Source organism: Shewanella sp. 2_MG-2023, from assembly GCF_030548905.1.
GTDB classification, from domain to species: domain Bacteria; phylum Pseudomonadota; class Gammaproteobacteria; order Enterobacterales; family Shewanellaceae; genus Shewanella; species Shewanella electrodiphila.
This window is the reverse complement of record NZ_JAUOSO010000016.1, coordinates 37,062-59,269: the sequence shown is the minus strand read 5'-3', so window position 1 is coordinate 59,269 and position 22,208 is coordinate 37,062. Positions and strand designations below refer to the sequence as shown.

Below are 22,208 nucleotides of genomic sequence, written 5' to 3'. Positions count from 1 at the left end.
TTAGGTTATGATGTTTTATCATCTTCTTTAGGTAGAGCTTATGTGCATTTTATTTATCGCTGTCGACATGCATCCCAAATGGCCTTTGATTGTTTGTGCTAATCGCGATGAGTTTCATCACCGCCCTACTGAACCTGCGCACTTTTGGCCAATCGCAGCCAGTTCAACTAACCAAGCCACATCCTCAGCAGCTCAAATCCTAGCAGGTAAAGACTTACAAGCAGGTGGCACTTGGCTAGGCGTCAATAAACTCGGGCAATTTTCAGCCTTAACCAATATACGCCTCCAATCTGAACATGAAGGCATGCGTAGTCGTGGCGAGTTAGTGCTTAAAGCCCTATCGGGTGACGGCTTATTGAATCAACAATGGTTACATCAGCATAGTGACAACTACAGCCCATTTAATCTGGTTTATCAGCAAGATAACCAGCTATGGTGTTTTAATAGCGCTACAGCGGAAAATTTACCATTGAGCAAAGGATTTCATGCGGTCAGTAATGGCGCGTTAGACGATGTTTGGCCGAAAATGGCTAAAGGGCAACAGGCGTTAGAGCAACATGTATTGAGCCATGACGAGCCAGATATAGCACAAATGCTATCATTTATGCGCGATGAATCTGAGGCAGATGACACCGGTTTGCCAAACACTGGTATTGATCTTGAGTGGGAAAGATTACTTTCAGCGATATTTATTAAGCACCCAGAATATGGCACTCGTTCCACCAGCGTGGTGATGCAGGACAGTAAAGGTAATATTGAATTTACCGAAGTACGTTACGACGGTAAATCCAGAAATCTAGGGCAACAACGATTCAGTATAAGCACTGAATAGCTTGCCCATTTTATAAAATAAGCCGCTAGTCTGATGAATGATCATGGGTAATAACCCACTTATCATCAATACGTTCAATCAATAAGGTAAACACACCACTTGGTTTGTCCTTAGCCCGTTCTAATGTCCAGCGCCCAACGACGAGTGCCGCATAGTTACTGAGCATTTTAATTTCTCGCACTTTAAAGTTGAGCTTGCCCATTCTGGCAGAGGTTGGATAGCTACGCTTGTAACTGGCTAATATTGAATCCCAGCCATAGTTGTACTTACCATTAGACACAAAACGCAGCTTGTCGCTTTTCCAGTAACCTTGCATGTAAGCGTCAATATCACCGCTATTCCAGGCTTTTTCTTGGTTAGAAATAACAGAGCGAATGCGATCCGTTGGAATTGCACTGTCTGAATTCACTTCATCTAAAGAAATAGGTGCAGCATCTTCTGGGTTTATATCAACAGCAGCAACGGGGGTTACTGGTGTAAAAGCTTCAGGCTGCTTTGGCTTGTCATCATTATCAGCCACATTAGCCGGTTCATCAGGTATCACTTCACTGATGTCTGTAACAACGTCTTCTACAGCAGTTTTTGTTTCAGCAATATCTACAGCTTTAATTGAGCCCACTTGCACTTTTTCAGTGGTTGTTGGCTTTAATGGTACTGATTTGAGAGCTTGCTCAGTCGGTGTTTCAGTAACCGTGTCAGCTTCTGCTACTGTTTGAACTGCCGTGTTATTTTCTGCAGCCGGTAAGGTGTCCATCGAGACTTTTTCAGTCGCGATACTCACCATTGAAAACAGCACACAAAAAACGCTGCTACTGATTATTGTAAGGTGCTTCACACACTCTCCTCGCTGATTGGATATGCTTGATTTCTCCAGAAGAAAAAAAGAATTAGTCCTTTTGTATTACGACAATGAATACGATAGGTTAACTATCACAGCATTGACGCTTAAAATGGGTTTGTAATCTGGCATTTTACCGACTCAATCGACACTGTAATCAGGCCGGTATTGTTTGGTAAACAAATCATAACCCAAATAATATTCGTAAAATATTTCATTATCTTATCGTTAGATTCTAGCGTATCAGATACAAATAAACTGGAAAATAGTCCATGTTTCGCAAAATTAGTTTATCGCTACTCACAATATGTGGTTGGCAGTTTGAGGGGAGCGCGCCTCATGATGGCCAGTTCATTATGGTCGTTGGCCCGCATACCAGTAATTGGGATTTTATTATCGGAATCATTGCGCGATCTGCGCTGGGGATAAACATCCACTTCTTAGGTAAACACCAATTGTTTATTCCACCTTGGGGCTGGTTCTTCAAATGGCTCGGTGGCAGCCCTGTTGATCGCCGTAAGAATAACAACATGGTCGATGCAGCAGTGCAGCATTTTGAAGCCGATAATCAATACAAACTAGCATTAGCCCCTGAAGGAACACGCAGTGCGGTTACCCGTTGGAAAACAGGATTTTACCATATTGCGGTAAAAGCGAAGGTGCCCATTATTACTGTGGGACTGGACTTTTCACGTAAATCGATAGTGCTCAATAAGCCGATAGATACCAGTGATGATATGTCAGCGGACATGAATCAGATACTGGATTTTTTTCGCGGTATAACGGGACATCACCCTAAGGTGATCCCTGATTATCAGCCTTCAAAAACACAAAAGCCAAACTAGACAAGGTTAGTTCGGCTTTTGTTTCTGTCACTTTAATCAAAAAGCTAATAACTAAAGTGCTAATGCACTTTAGTGTCAGGTTTAATACTGCGAATATCGTTACCCGTTGGGTTTTGGAATGCTTTTAAACCAAACTCAGGCAGGATGGCAAAGATATGGTCAAAGATATCAGCTTGGATCCCTTCATAAAATGCCCAACGCGTATCGTTAGTGAAGACATACAATTCAATAGGTAAACCTTCAGTGGTTGGCGCAAGTTGGCGCACCATTAAAGTCATGTCTTTATGAAGCTTATTATTATGGCGAAGATACGCATCTAAGTAAGCTCTAAAGGTGCCTACATTCGTTAAGCGACGACCATTCACTGGCATATCAAAATCATTAACCTGCTCATTTGAGTGATTGATTTCTGATACGACTTTAGGAAAGTAATCTTTGAGGTAATTCACTTTTGATAATCGTTCTATTTCTTGTTCAGATAAAAAATGAATACTATTCACATCAAGATTAATTGCGCGCTTGATACGACGACCACCTTTTTCAGACATGCCACGCCAGTTTTTAAATGCATCTGATACCAACGCATAAGCTGGGATCATCGTAATGGTATTATCCCAATTACGTACTTTTACGGTATTCAGCGACACCTCATCTACTGCGCCATCTGCGCCGTATTTATCCATTTGGATCCAATCGCCTTTACTCACCATGCGGTTGGCCGCAAGCTGAATACCCGCAACAAAGCCTAGAATCGTATCTCTAAACACCAACATGACTAAACCCGTCGCCACACCTAAACCACTTAAGAAATAGACGGGTGACTGATCAGCAAGCACTGAAACCGAAATAATGACGCCAATGAAAAATAAGAACAGTTTAAACAGCTGCACAAAACTTTTTACAGGCAAGCGACGGCTAATAAGCTTTACATCGGCAATTTCATTTAAGGCATCAAGACCTGCATAAATCGCACGAATAATAAAAATTACCACCAGTACGCTTAAACCGCGATCAAGTATGACACCTAATAAATCCTGATGGGTCAACACGATAGGTACGAATAGGTCGAGGATAAATGCAGGTACTAACAAGGCTAACTTTTCAAGCACGCCATAGCGCATGAAGATGTCATCCCAGGTCACTGCAGATTTGCGAATAACAGCATTAACCGCCTTAACAAAGACTTTTTTAGTAATGTAGTAAGCAATCGTTGCGACTAAAAAGCTGACAAACAATAGAATTGATGTCGCCACGCTATCGGAAGGCTGACTATTCACCCCTGCTTCCAGTAACCACTGGGCAATATCTGCGCGTAACTCGTTATCCACTACTTTCATTCCTTAATGACCAAAAAATCATTGGCTAACATATCATATTTCTGCTTTGAAACGATGGCAATCAAATATATGACAAAACATCAGTAAGCTTCCCACTGACATAAAACAAATTGTTAACACTAATGGCCTATTCAACGATATCGGCCGCAAAAATACGGGCAAATATTGACCTCAGATTGGCAAACCCTAACAATAGCGCCATCCAATCAGGTAGAGGTATTCATGAAAAAAATCTGGCTTGCCATTACATTCTCTATTAGCTTAGTTGCTTTTAGCCAACAAGCTCAAGCAAACACGACTGAAGAAGGTCAACAATACACTCCGTCAGTAGCCTTGCTGGTAGATTATGTTGATAGCCGTGGTGATATGTTTGGTGTCACGATTGCTGCAAAACATTTCGACCCAGATTACGCCGATTGGGGCTATTACATTGGTTATGCTTGGGGCGATAAATACGATCTTGATGTGCCTGAGCCTGGCGAAGGTTATGCTAAAGAATACATGTGGCGCTTTGGTCTAAGTTACAGCCTAACCCAAGACTTAAGTGTCTATGGTGGCGCAACAGCCTACATTTATGAAGAAAACACCACTGATAATATTGTGCCTTTCATTGTCGGCGGTGAGCCTGTGTGGGAACGCAGCCGCAACAAAGAATGGGGAGCTGAGTTTGGCGTGAGATATAACGTCACCAAAGGCTTTGTTATTGGTGCTGGTTACGATACGAGTGCTGATGCTGCCATTTTCTCTATTGGTGTAACCATGTAAGCAGATTGAGACTTGATGATCTGCAAGCAATGTTAAACATAAAAAAGGACCCTAAGGTCCTTTTTTAATGCTTGATTCTTCGCTTTGAACGATAAGCGAAAAATTAAAAGCTCGCTAACATTCCAGCAGGTAAATAGCGATTAAAGCTCGCGGTATAAAGTAAGTCTGTCGCGTTCTCAATGTCAGGTGCAAAGAAGCGATCTTTATCATAATAAGCCACCACTTCACGTAACTCAGCTTTAGCACTAGCAACCGCATCACTTGGCGCTAATGGCTTACGGAAATCCAGCCCCTGTGCAGCAGCAAGTAGCTCAACCGCTAACACACCTCGGGTATTTTCCGACATATCGCGTAAACGGCGCGCTGCAAACGTGGCCATCGAAACATGGTCTTCTTGGTTTGCTGAAGTCGGTAAGCTGTCTACTGAAGCTGGGTGAGCATAAGTTTTGTTTTCAGATGCCAATGCAGCCGCTGTCACTTGCGCAATCATAAACCCTGAGTTAACCCCGCCATTTTCCACTAAAAAGGGTGGCAGTTTAGATAAACTAGAATCGATTAATAGCGCAATGCGGCGCTCAGCAATTGAGCCTAACTCAGCAATCGCAATGGCTAAATTATCTGCCGCCATTGCCACTGGCTCAGCATGGAAATTACCACCTGAAATAATATCACCAGTGTCTTGGAAGACTAATGGGTTATCCGTCACACCATTTGATTCAACACCTAATACTTCAGCAGCATGGCGAATTTGAGTTAAACACGCACCTAATACCTGTGGCTGACAACGCAGTGAATAAGGGTCTTGTACCTTTTCACAATCCACGTGACTGGCACTGATTTCAGATTCATCACCCAATAAGTTACGGAAAATCGCGGCAGAATCAATCTGACCTTTTTGGCCGCGTGCCGCATGAATACGTGCATCAAACGGACTACGACTGCCCATTGCCGCTTCAACGCTCATGGCGCCGATGACCGAACTCGCCGCAAATAAGTCTTCTGCATGGAATAAACCTTCAAGGGCTAAAGCTGTTGACGCTTGCGTGCCATTCAATAATGCTAAGCCTTCTTTGGCCGCTAATTCAATCGGCTCAAGACCTGCAATTTCCAGTCCTTCTGCTGCAGTGATAATTTGCCCTTGATAGCTCATTTCACCTTCGCCCAATAACGGCAAACACATGTGTGACAGGGGCGCTAAATCACCAGATGCACCCACTGAGCCCTTTTCAGGAATACACGGATAAACTCCTGCATTTACCAATTGAATAAGGAAGTTAATCACCTCTATGCGAATACCTGAAAAACCACGGCTTAACGAGTTAATTTTTAACACCATCATTAATCGTACGGTTGCATCTTGCATGTATTGGCCAATGCCCGCGGCATGGGACAATACAATTGAGCGCTGCAGCAGCTGTAAATCTTCAGGCGCAATTTTGGTGTTCGCCAATAAGCCGAAACCGGTATTAATACCATACACTGTGCGGCCTTCATCAAGTACTTGCTGCACTAAACCTGCACTCGTATTAATATCAGCTTTCGCTTCTTCAGCGAGTGTTACATGGACAGCACTGCGGCTAATTTTACGCAGCTGGGCTAATGATAACGTGCCAGGACTCAGCAATAATCTATGTTGTGTTGCAGTCATTACTTGACTCCTTGCATCGGTAAATCAAGACCTTGCTCTTCAGCGCAGTCAATCGCAATATCGTATCCAGCATCAGCATGGCGCATGACACCAGTGGCAGGATCATTCCATAAAACTCGACCTAAACGCTCAGCTGCATCATCGCTACCATCAGCCACAATCACCACACCAGAATGCTGACTAAAGCCCATACCAACACCACCACCATGATGTAATGACACCCATGTGGCGCCACTTGCCGTATTTAATAACGCGTTCATTAATGGCCAATCAGACACTGCATCTGAACCATCAAGCATAGATTCAGTTTCACGGTTTGGACTGGCAACAGAGCCAGAATCTAAATGGTCACGACCAATCACGATCGGCGCCGACAGTTCGCCATTCTTGACCATTTCGTTAAACGCTAACGCTAAGCGAGCACGGTCTTTCAGTCCGACCCAACAAATACGAGCAGGTAAGCCTTGGAACTCAATACGTTCGCGGGCCATATCAAGCCAATTATGTAAATGCGGGTTATCAGGAATAAGCTCTTTTACCTTGGCATCAGTTTTATAAATATCTTCTGGATCACCCGATAATGCTACCCAGCGGAAAGGGCCAATTCCTTCACAGAATAACGGACGCACGTAAGCAGGAACAAAGCCAGGGAAATCAAACGCGTTTTCTACGCCTTCCTCAAGAGCCATTTGACGAATGTTATTGCCGTAATCAGTCGTTGCAGCGCCTGCAGCTTGCAGCGCTAACATGGCTTTGACTTGTACCGCCATTGATTGTTTCGCCGCTTTAACCACTGCAGCTTCATCTTTTAGGCGCATTTCTGCAGCTTGGGCTAACGTCCAACCTTGAGGTAAATAGCCGTTTAACGGATCGTGTGCCGAAGTTTGATCGGTTACTACATCAGGCGTTACACCACGCTCAACTAACTCAGCAAAAATATCCGCAGCATTACCCAGTAATCCGACAGAGACAGGAGTACCTGATGCATTCGCTTGCTCAATCATGGTTAATGCTTCATCCAGTGAAGTGGCTTTTTTGTCGACATAACGAGTACGTAAGCGAAAATCGATGCGGGTTTCGTCGACTTCACATGCCAGTACTGAGTAACCTGCCATAGTGCCAGCAAGAGGTTGTGCACCACCCATACCACCAAGGCCGCCTGTTAAAATCCACCTACCTGCAGCACTGCCATTAAAATGTTGTTTTGCCATGGCAACGAAAGTTTCATAAGTCCCCTGAACAATGCCTTGGGTACCAATATAAATCCATGAACCTGCAGTCATTTGGCCATACATGGCCAGGCCTTTTTTATCGAGCTCATTAAAATGCTCCCAGTTAGCCCAATGCGGCACTAGGTTTGAGTTTGCGATAATCACACGCGGGGCATTGCTATGGGTTTTAAACACGCCAACTGGTTTACCTGACTGCACTAATAAGGTTTCATCGTCTTCAAGACGTTGAAGCACTTCAATGATCTTGTCATAACACTGCCAATCACGAGCTGCGCGGCCGATACCACCGTATACGACTAAGTCTTCAGGGCGCTCGGCGACATCAGGATGAAGGTTATTCATTAACATGCGCATGGCAGCTTCTGTTAGCCAGCTTTTACATGCGAGCGTAGTGCCATGAGGCGCAATAATATTGCGACTAGGGTCGTGTCTGTTATTCATTGTACTTCCTTCAATTATCTTCAATCGTTTCGCACTGACTGCGCTAACGATTTGGCTTTATTATTAATTTACTGACTAAAAGTTAAATGACCACCTAGGCTAAATTTGCTACCTGGATGGGTTAAACGGGCAAAACTCACCACACCTTTACGAGACCAGGTGCGACGTATAATTTGTAAACAAGGTTCAGCTGCAGTAATGGCAAGCAGCTGCTGGGTTTGCTCATTGGCAATCACGGCTTCAACGGTATGACGAGCCTCAGTTAGCGGTGCAACCTTAGATAAATATTCATGGGGAGTAAGCTGGTTGAAATCTTGCTGTAAATAATCAGGGATCATTTGTGGGTTCACATAACGCTCTTCTACCTGCAGGGGTTGCTCTTGTTCGCAATGCACCAACACAGAATAAAACACAGGGCTACCTTCTTCTAAGCCCAGCGAGATCGCCACCGCACCTTCTGCGCGAACTTGCGACAAGGCTAACTGTTTAACGCTATAGCCATGGCCGCGCTCTTTAATTTCATCGGCAATATTACGAATATTTAGCAGCGATGATTGAGACTTCAGCCCAGCGACAAAGGTACCTAGACCTTGGCTTCTTTCTAACACACCGGATGCAACTAACTCAGTTAATGCTCTGCGGGCGGTCATACGGCTACAGTCCATTAATTCAGTTAACTGGTTTTCTGATGGCACTCGATCATTTTCTTTCCATTCGCCCGACTCAATACGGGCTAAAATGTGCTGCTTGATTTGCTCAAATTTTGCTAATGCCATCGTGTTATCCAATCTGGTTATCAGGTCAATCGTGGTTATTAGGTCTATTGTCATCAGGGCTTTATTGCTGCAAACAACACCGATATCATGGAATAATGGGTGATGAAAGCCACTTAATGGCTAAAAACTCAGCACCAACCTTACCTTGTATATACAAGTAAAAACAAGTATTGTTTTGCTATTATTCTTTCAATTTATTGCTAATGCTGGAGTTGCCATGTCGTGGGATCATGTTTGGATAGACGTTAATTTAGCTACAATGGATCCAAACAATTCAGCCGCTTACGGTGCCATTACCGATGCCGCTATTGCAGTTAAAGATGGCAAAATTGCATGGCTTGGGCCTCGAAAAGAATTGCCTGATTTCGATGTGTTTTCGATGCCGGTATACCGCGGCAGAGGTGGATGGATAACCCCTGGTCTTATTGATGCTCACACCCACTTAGTGTTTGCTGGTAGTCGCGCCAATGAATTTGAAATGCGCCTTGAAGGGGCAAGTTATGAAGATATCGCCCGCGCTGGCGGCGGCATCATATCAACGGTTAACGCTTGTCGAAACGCTGAAGAATCAGAGTTATTCGAGCTTGGCCGTCAGCGCTTAAATGCCCTAGCCAAAGAAGGTGTTACGACCGTTGAAATCAAATCAGGTTATGGCCTAGATACTGAAACCGAGGTCAAACTGCTAAAAGTGGCTCGCGAGCTTGGTCGTAATCACCATGTAGATGTCAAAACCACTTTCCTTGGCGCTCATGCAATTCCACCAGAGTACAAAGACGATGTTGAGGGCTATGTGGATTTGGTCGTCAATGACATGCTGCCGACGGTTATTGAGCAAGGTCTTGCTGATGCTGCAGACGTATTTTGTGAGAATATTGCCTTTAATTTAGCCCAAACAGAAAAAGTACTTACCGCAGCTCAACAAGCTGGACTGGATATCAAACTCCATGCTGAGCAGTTATCCAATATGGGCGGCTCTGCGTTAGCCGCTAAGCTTGGCGCTAAATCTGTCGATCACATCGAATACCTTGATGAAGACGGAGTTAAAGCACTCGCGGCCAGTGGCACTTGTGCCACATTACTGCCTGGTGCCTATTACTTCTTACGTGAAACTCAGATGCCACCGATAGAGTTGCTGCGCAAACACCAAGTGCCGATTGTGGTGGCCAGTGACTTTAACCCAGGTTCATCACCAATTTGCTCAACCTTATTAATGCTTAATATGGCCTGTACACTGTTTAGGTTAACCCCTGAAGAAGCACTCAAAGGTATTACCGCCAACGCAGCAAAAGCGCTGGGAATAGAAGAAAAGGTCGGTGTTTTGGCCCAAGGCATGCAGGCTGACTTTTGCTTGTGGGATATCACTACCCCTGCGCAACTTGCCTACTCATACGGCGTTAACCCATGCAAAGATGTGGTTAAAAATGGCGTGTTAGTTCACCAATAATGCGGACCAGAGTCTGATTTCAACACAAAAAAGCCGACAAACTTTTTTACTTAGTTATGTCGGCATAATTTGCGATTCTAATGACTAAAGCTCTCGATTGAAAAAACAGCCTATTTATTCAAGTTCACTCACTGGAAGCCAGTTCACCTTCACACCCGCTTGCAAGAACATATCTTGGCTGACTTTAATTTTGTCACCCCAACGAGAAAGAAAATCTTCACTTTGCTCGGGGCAATAAACACCAGTGATCCCAGTTTGAATAATTTTTGCAGCGCAATTAGGACAAGGAAAATGCGTCACCCAGATATCACAGTCACCTAAATCACGCTTGGCGAACAAAATGGCATTTTCTTCTGCGTGCAATGTTTTCAGTAATTTCATTTCACGGTCATCGGTTTCAGCACTATCAGAAATCCCGTGGGGATAACCGTTAAAACCGACTGAAACAATACGGTTATGCTTAGTGATCACCGCGCCAACTTGCGTTGATGGATCTTTACTCCATGATCCAACTAGCTCAGCCATCTGAAAAAATCGTTTTGCCCATTTTGAAATCATAGTGACAGCCTCAAAAGTTGAAATAAAACACCTGTTATATGTCTATTCATAATACCTAAACTTCACCGTATTGGCAGCTAAATACATGGAATATCATTGATTTGAAGATAACTGCTATTCTAGACACCAATTTGACTAGCCATCAGACCCAATAAAGCTTAGGATCTTGAACAAGCAAATTTAAGGATTGGAGTACGTAGACACTATGGGTATTAGAGCGATTATCGTAGATACAGCTGGCACCACGACTGATCTAGATTTTATTCACGATGTACTATTTCCTTATTCAAAAAAAGCCATGGGCGACTTTCTGAATAAGAATCAGCACAACCCATTGGTTGAATACTGTATTAGTGACGTACGCGACCTTGCACTAGAACAAGACGCCTCTGTTGAACGCGTAACAGAAATCCTCGCGCAATGGATTGATGAAGACCGCAAAGCAACACCACTTAAAACCCTTCAAGGTCTTATTTGGAAACAAGGTTATGCATCTGGCGAGTTCACCGGTCATATCTACCCAGATTTCATCGACGCTATCCCACGATTTGAAGCCGCTAACATGCGAATCTATAGCTTCTCGTCTGGCTCTGCTGAAGCACAAAAAATGCTTTTCAGCCATAGTGATGCGGGTGATTTAACCCCTAAATTTAGTGGTCATTTCGATACGCGTACGGGTAACAAATTAGATAAGCAAGCATACTGTAATATCTTAAACACCATCAGCTTAAGCCCTAAACAAGTGCTATTCGTTTCTGATGTTGTTGAAGAATTAAAAGCGGCAGAAGCGGCAGGATTACATACTCGCCAAATGGTACGTTTTGATAATCAAAAAACCGCTAAATTTGCGCAAATCAGTGACTTCTCAGGATTAGATATCGACGCATAAAGATGTCTGTCCTAATATAAAAAACGGCCTCTGTGGCCGTTTTTTATTGCCTGTTGTAACGTCGGCAGTGACATCTAGAGCTAAAACTAGAACTAAAACTAAAACTAGAGTGACGCTTTAACACAGCTAAATATCCTCATTAAACAGTAGCACCACACTGCCACCACTTAGGGCACTATCAATATTGACCGTGACGCCAATTCCTACATTGGTCAGCCAAGATGACAATGAAGGGGTTTCAACTATCCAGCCCAAACCCGTTTCGTAATAGTGATTAGTGTTCATCGTTGCCACTGCATCACCCGTTAAATCAATGCGTTTGAATAGGAAGCGCATTTCATTGCGAAGCTCCATCATTGGCGGAAGTGCATAATGAAAAATAAAAGCATTACTGAAACGACCGACTTTAGGCGAGCCATCTTGCTGCGGGGAGTCGGTGTCAAACAGTTGCCCAAAAGCATAGTTATAACGGCTGATGAATTGCCACTTATTACCCCACAGCGTATCTTGATAGTGCAACTCAATGGTAGGGTCGAGCATCCAAGCTGCATATGAGGTATTAAACAAGCTGCCATCTAACTCATCTTGAAAATCACCAAAATCGCTGCGATAGTCAAAGTCATTTTCATAGCGAATCAAATGCGCACCCACGGCTAATTGTAACCACCATTTGTCTGATAGCAGATACTTCCAGCGCTGCTCAGCAAACAGTAAATAACTTTTCTCATTAAGTTTATCAACCAGTGTTATATCGTCTGATAGCTGTAATGATTGCTTAGAATTGATATAAGAAAATTTTGCAAATGTCGCTCGCTGCCATTCATCTTCTTTACCCTGCCAGTCACTTTCCCAGGGGATCGAATAGACGCTAAGCTCTTTTCTACGCTGTATTGAAGTCTCTGATCCTGCATCGAATCGGTCAAGACTGACAATATTGTTAGGGTCAAAATTGACTACGCCCAGTGAGATTAAACTTGCATCAGATAACACGATAGCTGAAGCAATATTACCTTTAGCAATATCGCTGATACTTTGTTCAATTACAGGTGCTGACATTGAAGCCTTTGCCAGCAACATAGATAAGCCGATAAAGATGCTATTACGGATCATGACTCCTCTTTAGCAGGAAAAGCCGGTGACACGCATGCTTTCACATCAAATGAATACCCATATCGACTTTCATCTTTTGCCGTGGGCAATACTTGTAAGATCTCATAGTCATTGAGCTCAACCACTTTACTATTGGGTTCAGATTCACAACGAGAATACTGGTTACCCTCAAAATAATAGATAAAATTGGCAATCGTCATTCTTACCATCAAGCGATAACTCTCTCGAATAATATCGTAACGTCGCTCAGCCGCTTCATCCGCCCCCACATCCAAACGTGTAACCTCGTTTTGTTGTACTTGTTTAATAGATTGTTGAACGGCATCCTCAATCACCTTTTGAGTACTCGCGGCGATATCTGGAGGAGTCACTTCGCTAATACTCGAAGTCACAGATTCAGGCGCTGGCATTGGCTCAGTAGAGCTAAGGTTTTCTAAGTTCTCAGCAGCTACAACTGTCTTAGTCTCTACATTAGCTTCGGCAATTTTCGCACCGACGGCTGAGAGCTTTTGCAAACCAGCTTCAATATCTTCAGTTTTTTCACCCGTTTCCTCTTCTAACAATTTGATCATTTTGGCTCTGGGATCACTGGTTTCAAAGGTGTTCTCAATATCACTTAATAAATACAGGTTAGCTAACACCACGTAAGCCAATATCATTCGCAGCAATATAGTGCGTTTTCGGTAATGTTCACTATTAGTAAAACGTATTGATTTAACGCCAAGCAAGTTAAGTAGTGGCATCAATACAAAGTAAATTGGGATGACGGCTTGCAGCAACATTAAAGCCACTCCGCTAACCAGTACGAACCATACCGGCATATAAAGCAGAATAACGAGATTGTGGGTATAGGTTAAATGATCTGCATCAACGCCTGAAACTTCATTAACTACAGAGGCTGCCCACACCAACGAAAAGTTAGCAATAATGGCGTAAAACAACAGCAGAAATGCTTTACCCGCTAAGCTATGCCAAGTTTTAGTAAACAATGGCCAAAACTCAATCATCATTGCAATCATGGCAATGATCCCCACCATCGTCACTCCATCAGTGGTAAACATCAAAAGAAAGGCGATGAAATACAACTTTTGCGCCACGGTCAGCTTACCGATGATGGTCTTAATATAACTGAGTATCACTCGAGGCAAGGCCGATACACTCTCAACGGGGCGATAAAGTAACTGCTGTAATCGTGGGTAGTTAAAAGAGTTCAAACGACGCATTCCATAGCAAATAGTGGTTTAACATTATCAAAACATATTGCCCAATTGATAGCAAAGCATTCCATGCTTGTTGAACTAGGTTTTGCCTGTTAACCTGAATAAAAATCAAACAAGCGTTTAACTTTATTAGGGAGCAAGATTTATATGGACCAGTTTATTCAGCAGCATGCGATTATTACCGAAATTCCAGTGGCATGGGGTGAAATGGACGCACTCAATCACGTCAATAATGTGGTTTATTTTCGCTACTTTGAAACCGCTCGGATCGATTTTTTTAGCCAGATAAACATGATGGCCGATCTTAAAGAAACCGCTGTAGGCCCTGTGTTAAGTGAAACCCACGCGCGCTATAAACGACCAGTGACATTCCCTGATACATTATTAGTCAGCGTCAATATTAGTGACGTAAAAGAAAATCGCTTTATCATGCATTACCGAATTTTCAGTAAAGCCCAACAAGTTGTGACAACCACAGGCACCGCCAATGTGGTGATGTTTAATTTTAAGACAGGCCAAAAAGCCAAGCTGACACCTGAACTACTCGCAGCGCTGGAACAGCATAAAGTAGCCGAATAGCCACTCAAAAAAAGCCCTGTATTTTGTGTATTCAAAATACAGGGCTTTAAAAAAGATAAGAAACCTACCTCTATAATCTACTCAATCTCACCGGTCAGTGCAGCAAGTTGCGCTTTTACTTCATCAGACATCGGCTGACTTTTTTCAGTTTGATAGTTGTAATGCACCATCGTCGTTTTGGCTTCTGCGGTTTGACGGCCGTTTTGCCAGCAGCTTTGTGCAATCTCAAAACTACTGTTGCCCACACGGCTGATATAGGTTTTAACCGTCACTTCTGCGCCATAAAAGGTTGGTGCATTAAAGACAATATTAAAGCCTGCAATAATCATGTTCCACTTCGACAAATCTTGTCCTGGGTTCACAATATCAAATACTGGATCGCGCGCAGCCTCAAACCACACAGGGATCACTGTATTATTGATATGCCCTAATGCATCGGTTTCACAAAATCGTGGCGTGAGATTTAAACTGAATTGATTATCTGACATACAAGCCTCTTATTTTTATTATGTGCGTTCAGTAATGATAAATAAAACCGCAGGCAGTGTATGACAGCTTTAAAAGTGAGTCACCCTATTCTGATTTTTCAAGCTCAAATGTCATCAAAGAAGTCTTTATTACGGATGTATTTGTGCATGTAATGAAAGGCAAAAGGCGACACTATCCAACTAAAAAAACTTAATAGGAATCGCTTTACCGGCGATATGTTTTCATAAATCCGTTCGTTATGCAGCCACAGCATTTTCCCCACATGAAAGTAAATACCTGGCAGTGGTGGCAAAAAAGTCACCACATCAATATCACAGCAAATACGATAAGTACGTCGATGTAATAAATACGCTTTTTGAAAGCTTTTAAACCCCGGTGACGGCTGGCCAAAAGTCACCACCCGCTTAATTGAGTTTGGGTATAATCGCTCTAATCTATCTGCGGCTAATATTGCCATTGAGCCACCTGATGAGTGACCAGTTAGTGAAATACGCTTACCAGCCAGAATCAACGGGTTGAGGATCATTTGTAACTGAGTGAAAAGACTAATATCAGCCTCATAATGCGGTGCTATCGGGTTAGTACTTTGCTCCAATAAATAGTCATAGCCAGAATGCACATTGTAACGACACCCTTTAAACTGCTTCGCTTTCGGCCAGCACTGACAATTGAGTAGCCATTCGTTCATAGTTTGCGAACCACGAAATACCACCAGCACTTCTTTTTTATTGTCACGCCACATAACTCGGGCACATATATTACCCCAGCGATTGGCAATTTCACGATAATTACCCCTAGAAAACCCGAGCTTTTCTGGCTCAAAGTCAGCACGGTAAGTCACCTTGCACAAAACAGCATAACGTTCGTATTGATAGCGTTTAAGTTTTTTCAAAAGTTACATATTCACAGGAATAAACTAACCAGAGAATAGTCGGCTTTTATGACACTTATGTGATGATCATTTATACAAAAATAATTGAGACAAAAACAACAGACACAAAAAAGGACGCTATTGCGTCCTTTATAATATGCTCAGAAAAAATTACTTAGCGTACATCGCATTAATTTCACGATCATACTTAGAGTAAATCTTCTTACGACGCAGCTTCATCGTGGGGGTAATTAACCCTGATTCCATTGAAAATGCTTCAGGCAGTAAGGTGAATTTTTTAATTTTTTCAAAGCCTGCTAATTCGTGTTGTAGCTCTTTTAAACGTTGTTCAAAGTGTTCAACAACTTGGCTGTGGCGTAATAATTCCATTGGATTTTCAAACTTAATCTCATGCTCTTTCGCCCAAGATTCTAGTGACTCGAACGCGGGTACAATAAGCGCTGATACATAGTTACGCGCGTCAGCCACAATCGCGACTTGTTCAATGAACGGGCAACAACTGACTTTACCTTCAACACGCTGCGGCGCAATGTATTTACCATTTGATGTTTTCATCAACTCTTTAATGCGATCGGTAATATATAGATTACCTTCGGCATCTAACATGCCTGCATCGCCGGTTTTTAACCAGCCATCTTCGAATGCTTCAGCGGTATCTTCTGGACGATTGTAATAACCACGCATCACCGTTTCGCCGCGAACTAAAATCTCATTATTACTGCCAATTTTCACTTCCATCGCATGTAATGGCTTACCGTTAGAACCCGATACTCGGTTATCTAAGGTATTACAGGTGACTGTTGCACAAGTTTCAGTCATGCCGTAACCACACAAGATTGGTACGCCAATACTATGGAAGAAACCACCAACATTCACGTCTAACGCCGCGCCGCCTACCGGCATAAACTTAAGGCGGCCACCTAATACATTTTGTAATTTGCTGAATACCAGCTTGTTGGCTAATTTCCACTGCAATGATAAACGTGTGCTTGGTCGTTTGCGCCCTTGAGTCACTTCAAATTGACGCGAACCCACACCAATAGCCCAATTAAATAGCTTCTGGCGGATCGCTGGTGCTGTACTGACTTTGTCATGCACGACGCTATACACTTTTTCTAAAAAGCGCGGTACGACACATAAGGTGTGCGGGCGTACTTCTGCAATGGCTTCTTTTACACGGTTAGTGTCACTTAAATAAACATTATGACCACCACGGCATAGAACATAGAAGCTCCAACCGCGTTCAAACACATGGCTTAATGGCAAGAAAGCAAGCGATACATCACCCGCTTTAAAAGCAATTTCATCATCATGCTGCTCTACCATTGACGCAATATTACGATAATCAAGCATGACGCCTTTAGGATCGCCCGTGGTGCCAGATGTGTAGATGAGGGTAAGTAAGTCATCAAGGTTGGTTTGCGATAAACGAGACTCTAGCTCGGTTGCACTTGCTGGCGTTGTCTCAGCAATTAAGATGTCATCAAAATGAAAATGTTCATCTGAGGCTAATTTTACTTGGCTATCAAACACCACAATGTGTTCAACAGTAGGACATTGAGCTTGGATCTTACAAGCTGTGGCATATTGGCTTTCGTCACCGGCAAAAATCACTTTAGCGCGAGCATCATTAACGATAAAAACTGCTTGTTCCATTGGGCTAGTTGGATAAACAGGTACCACAACAGTACGTGCTTTTAGCGCACCAATGTCAGCGCAGCTCCACTGTGGGCTATTTTGCGCCACAATTACCACTTTATCTTGAACAGCTAAACCAAAGTCGATTAACAGTTGTGCCACTTTATTAGTAATAGTATCAAACTGACTCCATGAAACTTTGTTCCAAGGAGCTGCCATCTCAAATCCTTCGAGTGCAATGTTATCTTCTAGCGCTTTACTTTGCTCTTGCAGAAGTCTGACTATATGAAATTTTTCGAGAGACATTAATAATTACCTTTTAGCTTACAAGTGTTCCGCTTTTTGGCATTCTACTGTATGCCTCCCATAAAAATAAGAGTTTTTAGTCTAAATTAGCGTCAATTCACAGAATAAGGTCGTTTTTTACAAACCAGCAACACCATTTTTCCATAATTTGTTTCTGCTGATAACGAGTAAAACTCCCATTAACAGGAGTAAACCTAAATCTCCCCAATAATAGCCAACGTTTATAGAACCTTGCTCCCGTAAGCCAACTAATGAAGTTGAAAGCCATATAGCACTACTAAAGACAAGCAGCATAGATAAGCTAACGTGCAAAGTAGATCGACTCATTGCACCGAACGCTAAGGCCAAACCAGATGCCCAAGTCGTCGTTGCGACGATATGTAAGCCCACCATCAGGGTTATCTGTGAGTTAAACAAAGCAGATAACAGGGTTATCAGTGACATAATCATTATCACGATACCCATTAAGCGTAATTGCGACTTAAAAAACTGCTCTACCAAGCCAGCTTTACCGTTAAAGCTTGGTAGCATGTATAGCGTCTCGGCTGCGCGCCAACGCTGAACACGTGTCCAGTGAATTAATGCGCATACCATAATCATTAACTGCGAAAGCACCATTAAAATGGGAAAGTCTGCATCTATGTAAGCTGCAAATAACACCCCAACAGCACTTAATACCAATGAAACAATCAACATCATGCCGAGCATTGGGCCAATAAAAAAACTGGCAGGATGTAGGTAGCGACTTAGCTTAATAAACCAAGGGTTTTGTCCCACTATTGGGCCAACCATCCACCCTGTTTCTAGGCCATTTAAATATATGGCACGAGCATCTTGATTCCAGCTGAAACGTTTTAGCTTCCGATCAATTAAGAACCCTAATAACACCGGGATCAATACAATATAATCAGCCAGTAATTGCGGAATATAGTTAATTAATTGCGGTGTAATCGGTAAGACTAAAAACACCAGCATGGCATAATTGAATCGCTGCGGTTTGATTAAACACGCATAAATAAACCCAGTACCAATACTGACAAAAAGCATCAATGTCGCGATACTGGTCAATTCACTTAGCTCAATTGCCACGAAACTCAGAAATAAGCTCACCGCCCATATACTGCTAGCTTGTATTAATACCTGCTTTCGATAATGAGGGATAAGCATTGCGCATTCATTGGCCGACAATTTAATCAATTGCCAGGCTACTGCGCAAGACATCGATAAAATAGTCATGCCTAAAGCAAGATTGATGACGTCAATTTTTTCAGGCTTAGTTATTATGGTGAGTATTGTCAGGCCACAACCCAGCAAAGCGACCATCAAAAAGCTCAGACTGCCAAAGTCTCTTAGCCATAGTGAGTAGAACCCTTTAAATGGGTTGCGAAAAGCATTTTTAGTCACTTTAGCGCTAGGTTGTGTTGAGGGCGACGGGCTATTCATCGGTGAAGTTCCATGAATAGTTGTTCAAGATTTAATGAGGTAGTATTGACCACGCCAGCAATGTCGATTTGATCGGCATTATCCACTAACACTTGTTGCTGATTGCGATTTAACACCGTTAACCCCTCGGGTAACTCTTGGTTATCTGCGAGTTGCACTAAAACAACCTCTTCCCGTAAGGCATCAATTTCTTTAAACAAGACTAATTCACCTTGTTTGAGCAGCGCGACATGGCTGGCAACACGTTCAAGATCGGAGGTAATGTGAGATGAGAATAGCACTGCAGAGCCAGACTCAAGCGCTAACTCAAATAAGTCACCCATAAACTGACGACGCACAATAGGGTCTAAACTGGCAACAGGTTCATCAAGGATCAGTAACTGGGGACGATACGCCATCGCCATAATTAGCGCTAAAGATTGACGCTGCCCTACTGATAACTTTTGCACTTGTTGTTTACTATCAAGCCCAAAACGAGCCAACCAATCAGTTTCAAGTGCTTTATCCCATTGCGGGTAAAAACTACTGTGTAATTCAAGAGCACTGGCAATAGTGAAACCTTCATAGCCAAACGGCTGTTGTGGCACATAGCCAATTTTAGCCTTCGCATCGATAGACAGGTCAGTGGCGGTTTCACCTAGAGTAGTAATATTACCTGCATCAATTTCTAAAATGCCTAAGGCTGCACGCATTAAGGTCGATTTACCCGCCCCGTTTTGCCCCAATAAGCCCACAACCATGCCAGCCGATAAGCTAAAGCTCAGTTGGGTTAATACAGCTTGGTCATCAAATCGTTTATCGACTTGTTGAAACTCGAGAATCACTTCAGAGTGTTCCATCAACTTGTTCCTTGTTATCTTGCGCTTACTGCTTGCTGTTATCAGTATTTAAAAAGATTAAATTAAGCTAGGACTACTTATCCCACTGCTGCTCCATCAACGACTTTAGATCATCCAAACAAATGCCTAATTGCTTAGCTTTAGTTATTAAATCATTGGCTTGAGATTCTAATAACTGCAAACTTGTCGTCGTAGGTGCATCTTGCTTATTAGCAACACGAGTAGGTTGCCCACGGCGGCGCTCTAGCCAGCCTTGTTCAACTAATTGCTGAATGGCACGGGATACTGTCATCGGGTTAACCGCTAAATGTTCAGCAAGTTGCCTCACTGATGGCAGTACTTGATCTACCTGCAGTTGGCCGCCCACAATCAATCGCACGATTTGTTCATGCAATTGTCGATAAATAGGTTCACCACTACTGGGGTTGACTTTTATTAGTTCTAGCATTAGCCTTTACTTACTGTATTAATACATTGATACACCGATACACTAATGTTAAGTTACCACAATCATCCTGAAATGCAAAAAGGAAAGATGTTATGAACATCGGAAAAGTTATGTTGCAAGGAACGTTTAATAAGGTTCGTAAGCCAAAGCTATTGGCTCGCCAATCAAAATTAATCAGCGCAATTCAAGTTGGTTTGCTCTCTATGCTTAGCTTGTCAGTGACAGCAGAAGAGACCACGTCAAGTCAGGCACCACTATCAGCTTGTTATGTTGATGGCCTATCAGAGCAAGTTCAATGCGGTTCATTAATGGTGGCAGAAAATCCAGCGATACCAGATGGCAAGCAAATCGCGATTCATTACGCAGTATTACCTGCGATTAAACCCAGCTTTAAAAAACAAGCTTTGTTAGCCATTGCAGGTGGTCCAGGTCAGTCAGCCATTGAAAATGCGGCAGGCTTTAATCGCGTGCTGGCGAAAGTGCGCCAAGATAGAGACATTCTATTAATTGACCAACGTGGTACTGGACAATCCAGTATTTTGGCTTGTGATGACGACAATATGTCAGCCTTATCTTTTAATGATGACGACATGGACTATGTTGCAGACACGCAAAAGTGTCTCGATAAGATTGATGCTGATGTGAGCCAGTACGGCAGTTTAACGGCACTTAAAGACTTTGAAGCTGTACGTGAACACTTAAACTACGACAAATTCCATTTATACGGCGTGTCTTATGGCACGCGTATGGCGCAACTTTATATGCGCGAATTTCCACAAGCGCTCGCCACAGTTACTTTAGATGGTGTGGTGCCAATGCAGCAAAGTGTGATTGCAATAGGTAGTGCTATTGATAGAGGCTACGCCTTATTATTTAAAGATTGTCAGAAAAACAACCAATGTCAGCAGCAGTTTCCTACGCTTGAGCAAGATTTTCAACAGGTAGATAACGCATTAGCTGAAGCGGCTATCGTCACGCAAACCCGCGATCCACAAACCGATGAAATCGCTGATTTTACTTTAACCCGTGGCAAGTTTAACGGCTCAATTCGTATGGCCTTGTATATGCCCAATATTCGCGCCTTAATTCCCCATGCGATTCATCAAGCATCCATCGGTAACTATCAACCCATTTTAGGTATTTATACCCTTACTGCCGACAGCACTGGGATTGCAATGGGAATGCATGCATCTGTGGTGTGTGGAGAAGACATACACCGCCTTACTGATGACATTCGCCAACGAGCCAAAGGCTCATACATGGCAACCACCATGATTGAGGGGTTAGAAGCCACCTGTAGCGTATGGAATATGCCGCAAGTTGATAGCAGTTTTAGTGATGCCATCGAAAGCGATATCCCCACCTTATTGTTATCTGGCGAATTAGATCCTGCCACCCCACCAAGCTGGGGCGAAATGGCCACCGAAAAGCTCAGCAATGCAAAACACTTTATCTCCAAATTCGCCACTCACGGGGTCGCATACCAAAGTTGCGGCAATGAGTTAATGGCAGATTTAGTCACGAGTGGCTCGCTGGACAATATCGATGGCGAATGTTTAGAAAAAGATGTGAGCCGTAGTTTTTACTTAAATGCCAACACCGTTGAAGTTATTCCAACGACAACTGAGGAAGAATAATC

The 22,208-nt window shown here is 43.0% G+C and carries 21 protein-coding genes; 7 read left to right on the top strand and 14 right to left on the bottom strand.

Translation table 11 applies throughout. The features are described 5' to 3' along the window. The first annotated feature begins 40 nt into the window (after positions 1–40). Positions 41–832, top strand: a complete 792-nt coding sequence (locus Q4600_RS15915; RefSeq protein ID WP_102527574.1) for an NRDE family protein — start codon at positions 41–43, stop codon at positions 830–832. A gap of 25 nt (positions 833–857) precedes the next feature. Here the strand turns inward: Q4600_RS15915 and Q4600_RS15910 are convergent, their stop codons facing one another. Next, complete coding sequence (locus Q4600_RS15910; protein ID WP_229370270.1) at positions 858–1,280, bottom strand: SgcJ/EcaC family oxidoreductase; 423 nt, start codon at positions 1,278–1,280, stop codon at positions 858–860. A 662-nt stretch (positions 1,281–1,942) separates the two neighbouring features. Between Q4600_RS15910 and Q4600_RS15905 the strand changes: the two genes are divergently transcribed. Then, positions 1,943–2,515 (top strand): lysophospholipid acyltransferase family protein, encoded by a 573-nt coding sequence (locus Q4600_RS15905; protein ID WP_303517107.1) that lies wholly within the window; start codon positions 1,943–1,945, stop codon positions 2,513–2,515. Between the two features lie 59 nt (positions 2,516–2,574). Here Q4600_RS15905 and Q4600_RS15900 read toward each other — a convergent pair whose 3' ends face one another. After that, a complete protein-coding gene (locus Q4600_RS15900; RefSeq protein WP_102527572.1) occupies positions 2,575–3,843 on the bottom strand; it encodes a mechanosensitive ion channel family protein in 1,269 nt (422 codons plus the stop codon). Positions 3,844–4,074: 231 nt separating this feature from the next. Here Q4600_RS15900 and Q4600_RS15895 point away from each other — a divergent pair, with 231 nt between their 5' ends. Next, the gene (locus tag Q4600_RS15895; protein ID WP_102527571.1) at positions 4,075–4,617 is read left to right on the top strand and encodes a TonB-dependent receptor; all 543 of its coding nucleotides are present in this window, start codon (positions 4,075–4,077) and stop codon (positions 4,615–4,617) included. 103 nt (positions 4,618–4,720) lie between these two features. Here the strand turns inward: Q4600_RS15895 and hutH are convergent, their stop codons facing one another. From hutH to hutC, 3 genes are all read right to left on the bottom strand, one after another. Next, complete coding sequence (hutH, locus tag Q4600_RS15890; protein ID WP_102527570.1) at positions 4,721–6,265, bottom strand: histidine ammonia-lyase; 1,545 nt, start codon at positions 6,263–6,265, stop codon at positions 4,721–4,723. Next, a complete protein-coding gene (gene hutU / locus Q4600_RS15885) occupies positions 6,265–7,938 on the bottom strand; it encodes a urocanate hydratase (protein ID WP_303517106.1) in 1,674 nt (557 codons plus the stop codon). Before hutU ends, hutH begins: the two co-directional genes overlap by 1 nt. Positions 7,939–8,006: 68 nt before the next feature. Beyond that, complete coding sequence (gene hutC / locus Q4600_RS15880; protein WP_303517105.1) at positions 8,007–8,714, bottom strand: histidine utilization repressor; 708 nt, start codon at positions 8,712–8,714, stop codon at positions 8,007–8,009. A 217-nt stretch (positions 8,715–8,931) separates the two neighbouring features. On the opposite strand from hutC, the gene hutI reads away from it, so the two are divergent. Beyond that, positions 8,932–10,158, top strand: a complete 1,227-nt coding sequence (gene hutI, locus Q4600_RS15875) for an imidazolonepropionase (RefSeq protein WP_303517104.1) — start codon at positions 8,932–8,934, stop codon at positions 10,156–10,158. 114 nt (positions 10,159–10,272) lie between these two features. On the opposite strand, the gene Q4600_RS15870 is transcribed toward hutI, so the two are convergent. Beyond that, the gene (locus Q4600_RS15870) at positions 10,273–10,716 is read right to left on the bottom strand and encodes a dCMP deaminase family protein (RefSeq protein WP_102527566.1); all 444 of its coding nucleotides are present in this window, start codon (positions 10,714–10,716) and stop codon (positions 10,273–10,275) included. 205 nt (positions 10,717–10,921) lie between these two features. Here Q4600_RS15870 and mtnC point away from each other — a divergent pair, with 205 nt between their 5' ends. Further along, a complete protein-coding gene (gene mtnC, locus Q4600_RS15865) occupies positions 10,922–11,605 on the top strand; it encodes an acireductone synthase (protein ID WP_102527565.1) in 684 nt (227 codons plus the stop codon). A 126-nt stretch (positions 11,606–11,731) separates the two neighbouring features. Here mtnC and Q4600_RS15860 read toward each other — a convergent pair whose 3' ends face one another. Both Q4600_RS15860 and Q4600_RS15855 read right to left on the bottom strand, forming a co-directional pair. After that, on the bottom strand, positions 11,732–12,715 hold the full coding sequence (locus Q4600_RS15860; protein ID WP_303517103.1) for a Solitary outer membrane autotransporter beta-barrel domain: 984 nt from the start codon (positions 12,713–12,715) through the stop codon (positions 11,732–11,734). Continuing rightward, entirely contained in the window at positions 12,712–13,929 is a 1,218-nt protein-coding gene (locus Q4600_RS15855) for a hypothetical protein (RefSeq protein ID WP_303517102.1), read from the bottom strand. The genes Q4600_RS15860 and Q4600_RS15855 overlap by 4 nt, the downstream gene beginning before the upstream one ends. Positions 13,930–14,082: 153 nt before the next feature. Between Q4600_RS15855 and Q4600_RS15850 the strand changes: the two genes are divergently transcribed. Beyond that, positions 14,083–14,514, top strand: coding sequence for a thioesterase family protein (locus Q4600_RS15850; RefSeq protein ID WP_303517101.1), 432 nt, complete (start codon positions 14,083–14,085; stop codon positions 14,512–14,514). 77 nt (positions 14,515–14,591) lie between these two features. Here the strand turns inward: Q4600_RS15850 and Q4600_RS15845 are convergent, their stop codons facing one another. The 6 genes from Q4600_RS15845 to Q4600_RS15820 form a co-directional block, all read right to left on the bottom strand. Further along, positions 14,592–15,002: a thioesterase family protein gene (locus Q4600_RS15845; protein ID WP_102527561.1), complete on the bottom strand. Its 411-nt coding sequence runs from the start codon at positions 15,000–15,002 to the stop codon at positions 14,592–14,594. Between the two features lie 104 nt (positions 15,003–15,106). Next, on the bottom strand, positions 15,107–15,895 hold the full coding sequence (locus Q4600_RS15840; protein WP_102527560.1) for an Mbeg1-like protein: 789 nt from the start codon (positions 15,893–15,895) through the stop codon (positions 15,107–15,109). Between the two features lie 150 nt (positions 15,896–16,045). Further along, complete coding sequence (locus Q4600_RS15835) at positions 16,046–17,839, bottom strand: long-chain fatty acid--CoA ligase (protein WP_303517100.1); 1,794 nt, start codon at positions 17,837–17,839, stop codon at positions 16,046–16,048. A gap of 117 nt (positions 17,840–17,956) precedes the next feature. Then, entirely contained in the window at positions 17,957–19,282 is a 1,326-nt protein-coding gene (locus tag Q4600_RS15830; protein WP_303517099.1) for a hypothetical protein, read from the bottom strand. Continuing rightward, complete coding sequence (locus tag Q4600_RS15825; RefSeq protein WP_102527557.1) at positions 19,279–20,121, bottom strand: ABC transporter ATP-binding protein; 843 nt, start codon at positions 20,119–20,121, stop codon at positions 19,279–19,281. The genes Q4600_RS15830 and Q4600_RS15825 overlap by 4 nt, the downstream gene beginning before the upstream one ends. A gap of 73 nt (positions 20,122–20,194) precedes the next feature. After that, positions 20,195–20,569, bottom strand: a complete 375-nt coding sequence (locus Q4600_RS15820) for a GntR family transcriptional regulator (RefSeq protein WP_229370157.1) — start codon at positions 20,567–20,569, stop codon at positions 20,195–20,197. Positions 20,570–20,772: 203 nt separating this feature from the next. Here Q4600_RS15820 and Q4600_RS15815 point away from each other — a divergent pair, with 203 nt between their 5' ends. Further along, on the top strand, positions 20,773–22,206 hold the full coding sequence (locus Q4600_RS15815) for an alpha/beta hydrolase (RefSeq protein ID WP_303517131.1): 1,434 nt from the start codon (positions 20,773–20,775) through the stop codon (positions 22,204–22,206). The last annotated feature ends 2 nt before the right edge of the window (positions 22,207–22,208 follow it).

What these genes read in the sequence shown, in the direction of transcription:
- Q4600_RS15915 (WP_102527574.1), top strand. Translation starts at nt 41, where the DNA reads ATGTGCATTTTATTTATCGCTGTCGACATGCATCCCAAATGGCCTTTG.
- Q4600_RS15905 (WP_303517107.1), top strand. Translation starts at nt 1,943, where the DNA reads ATGTTTCGCAAAATTAGTTTATCGCTACTCACAATATGTGGTTGGCAG.
- Q4600_RS15895 (WP_102527571.1), top strand. Translation starts at nt 4,075, where the DNA reads ATGAAAAAAATCTGGCTTGCCATTACATTCTCTATTAGCTTAGTTGCT.
- hutH (WP_102527570.1), bottom strand. Translation starts at nt 6,265, where the DNA reads ATGACTGCAACACAACATAGATTATTGCTGAGTCCTGGCACGTTATCA.
- hutU (WP_303517106.1), bottom strand. Translation starts at nt 7,938, where the DNA reads ATGAATAACAGACACGACCCTAGTCGCAATATTATTGCGCCTCATGGC.
- hutC (WP_303517105.1), bottom strand. Translation starts at nt 8,714, where the DNA reads ATGGCATTAGCAAAATTTGAGCAAATCAAGCAGCACATTTTAGCCCGT.
- hutI (WP_303517104.1), top strand. Translation starts at nt 8,932, where the DNA reads ATGTCGTGGGATCATGTTTGGATAGACGTTAATTTAGCTACAATGGAT.
- Q4600_RS15870 (WP_102527566.1), bottom strand. Translation starts at nt 10,716, where the DNA reads ATGATTTCAAAATGGGCAAAACGATTTTTTCAGATGGCTGAGCTAGTT.
- mtnC (WP_102527565.1), top strand. Translation starts at nt 10,922, where the DNA reads ATGGGTATTAGAGCGATTATCGTAGATACAGCTGGCACCACGACTGAT.
- Q4600_RS15860 (WP_303517103.1), bottom strand. Translation starts at nt 12,715, where the DNA reads ATGATCCGTAATAGCATCTTTATCGGCTTATCTATGTTGCTGGCAAAG.
- Q4600_RS15850 (WP_303517101.1), top strand. Translation starts at nt 14,083, where the DNA reads ATGGACCAGTTTATTCAGCAGCATGCGATTATTACCGAAATTCCAGTG.
- Q4600_RS15845 (WP_102527561.1), bottom strand. Translation starts at nt 15,002, where the DNA reads ATGTCAGATAATCAATTCAGTTTAAATCTCACGCCACGATTTTGTGAA.
- Q4600_RS15835 (WP_303517100.1), bottom strand. Translation starts at nt 17,839, where the DNA reads ATGTCTCTCGAAAAATTTCATATAGTCAGACTTCTGCAAGAGCAAAGT.
- Q4600_RS15830 (WP_303517099.1), bottom strand. Translation starts at nt 19,282, where the DNA reads ATGAATAGCCCGTCGCCCTCAACACAACCTAGCGCTAAAGTGACTAAA.
- Q4600_RS15825 (WP_102527557.1), bottom strand. Translation starts at nt 20,121, where the DNA reads ATGGAACACTCTGAAGTGATTCTCGAGTTTCAACAAGTCGATAAACGA.
- Q4600_RS15820 (WP_229370157.1), bottom strand. Translation starts at nt 20,569, where the DNA reads ATGCTAGAACTAATAAAAGTCAACCCCAGTAGTGGTGAACCTATTTAT.
- Q4600_RS15815 (WP_303517131.1), top strand. Translation starts at nt 20,773, where the DNA reads ATGCTTAGCTTGTCAGTGACAGCAGAAGAGACCACGTCAAGTCAGGCA.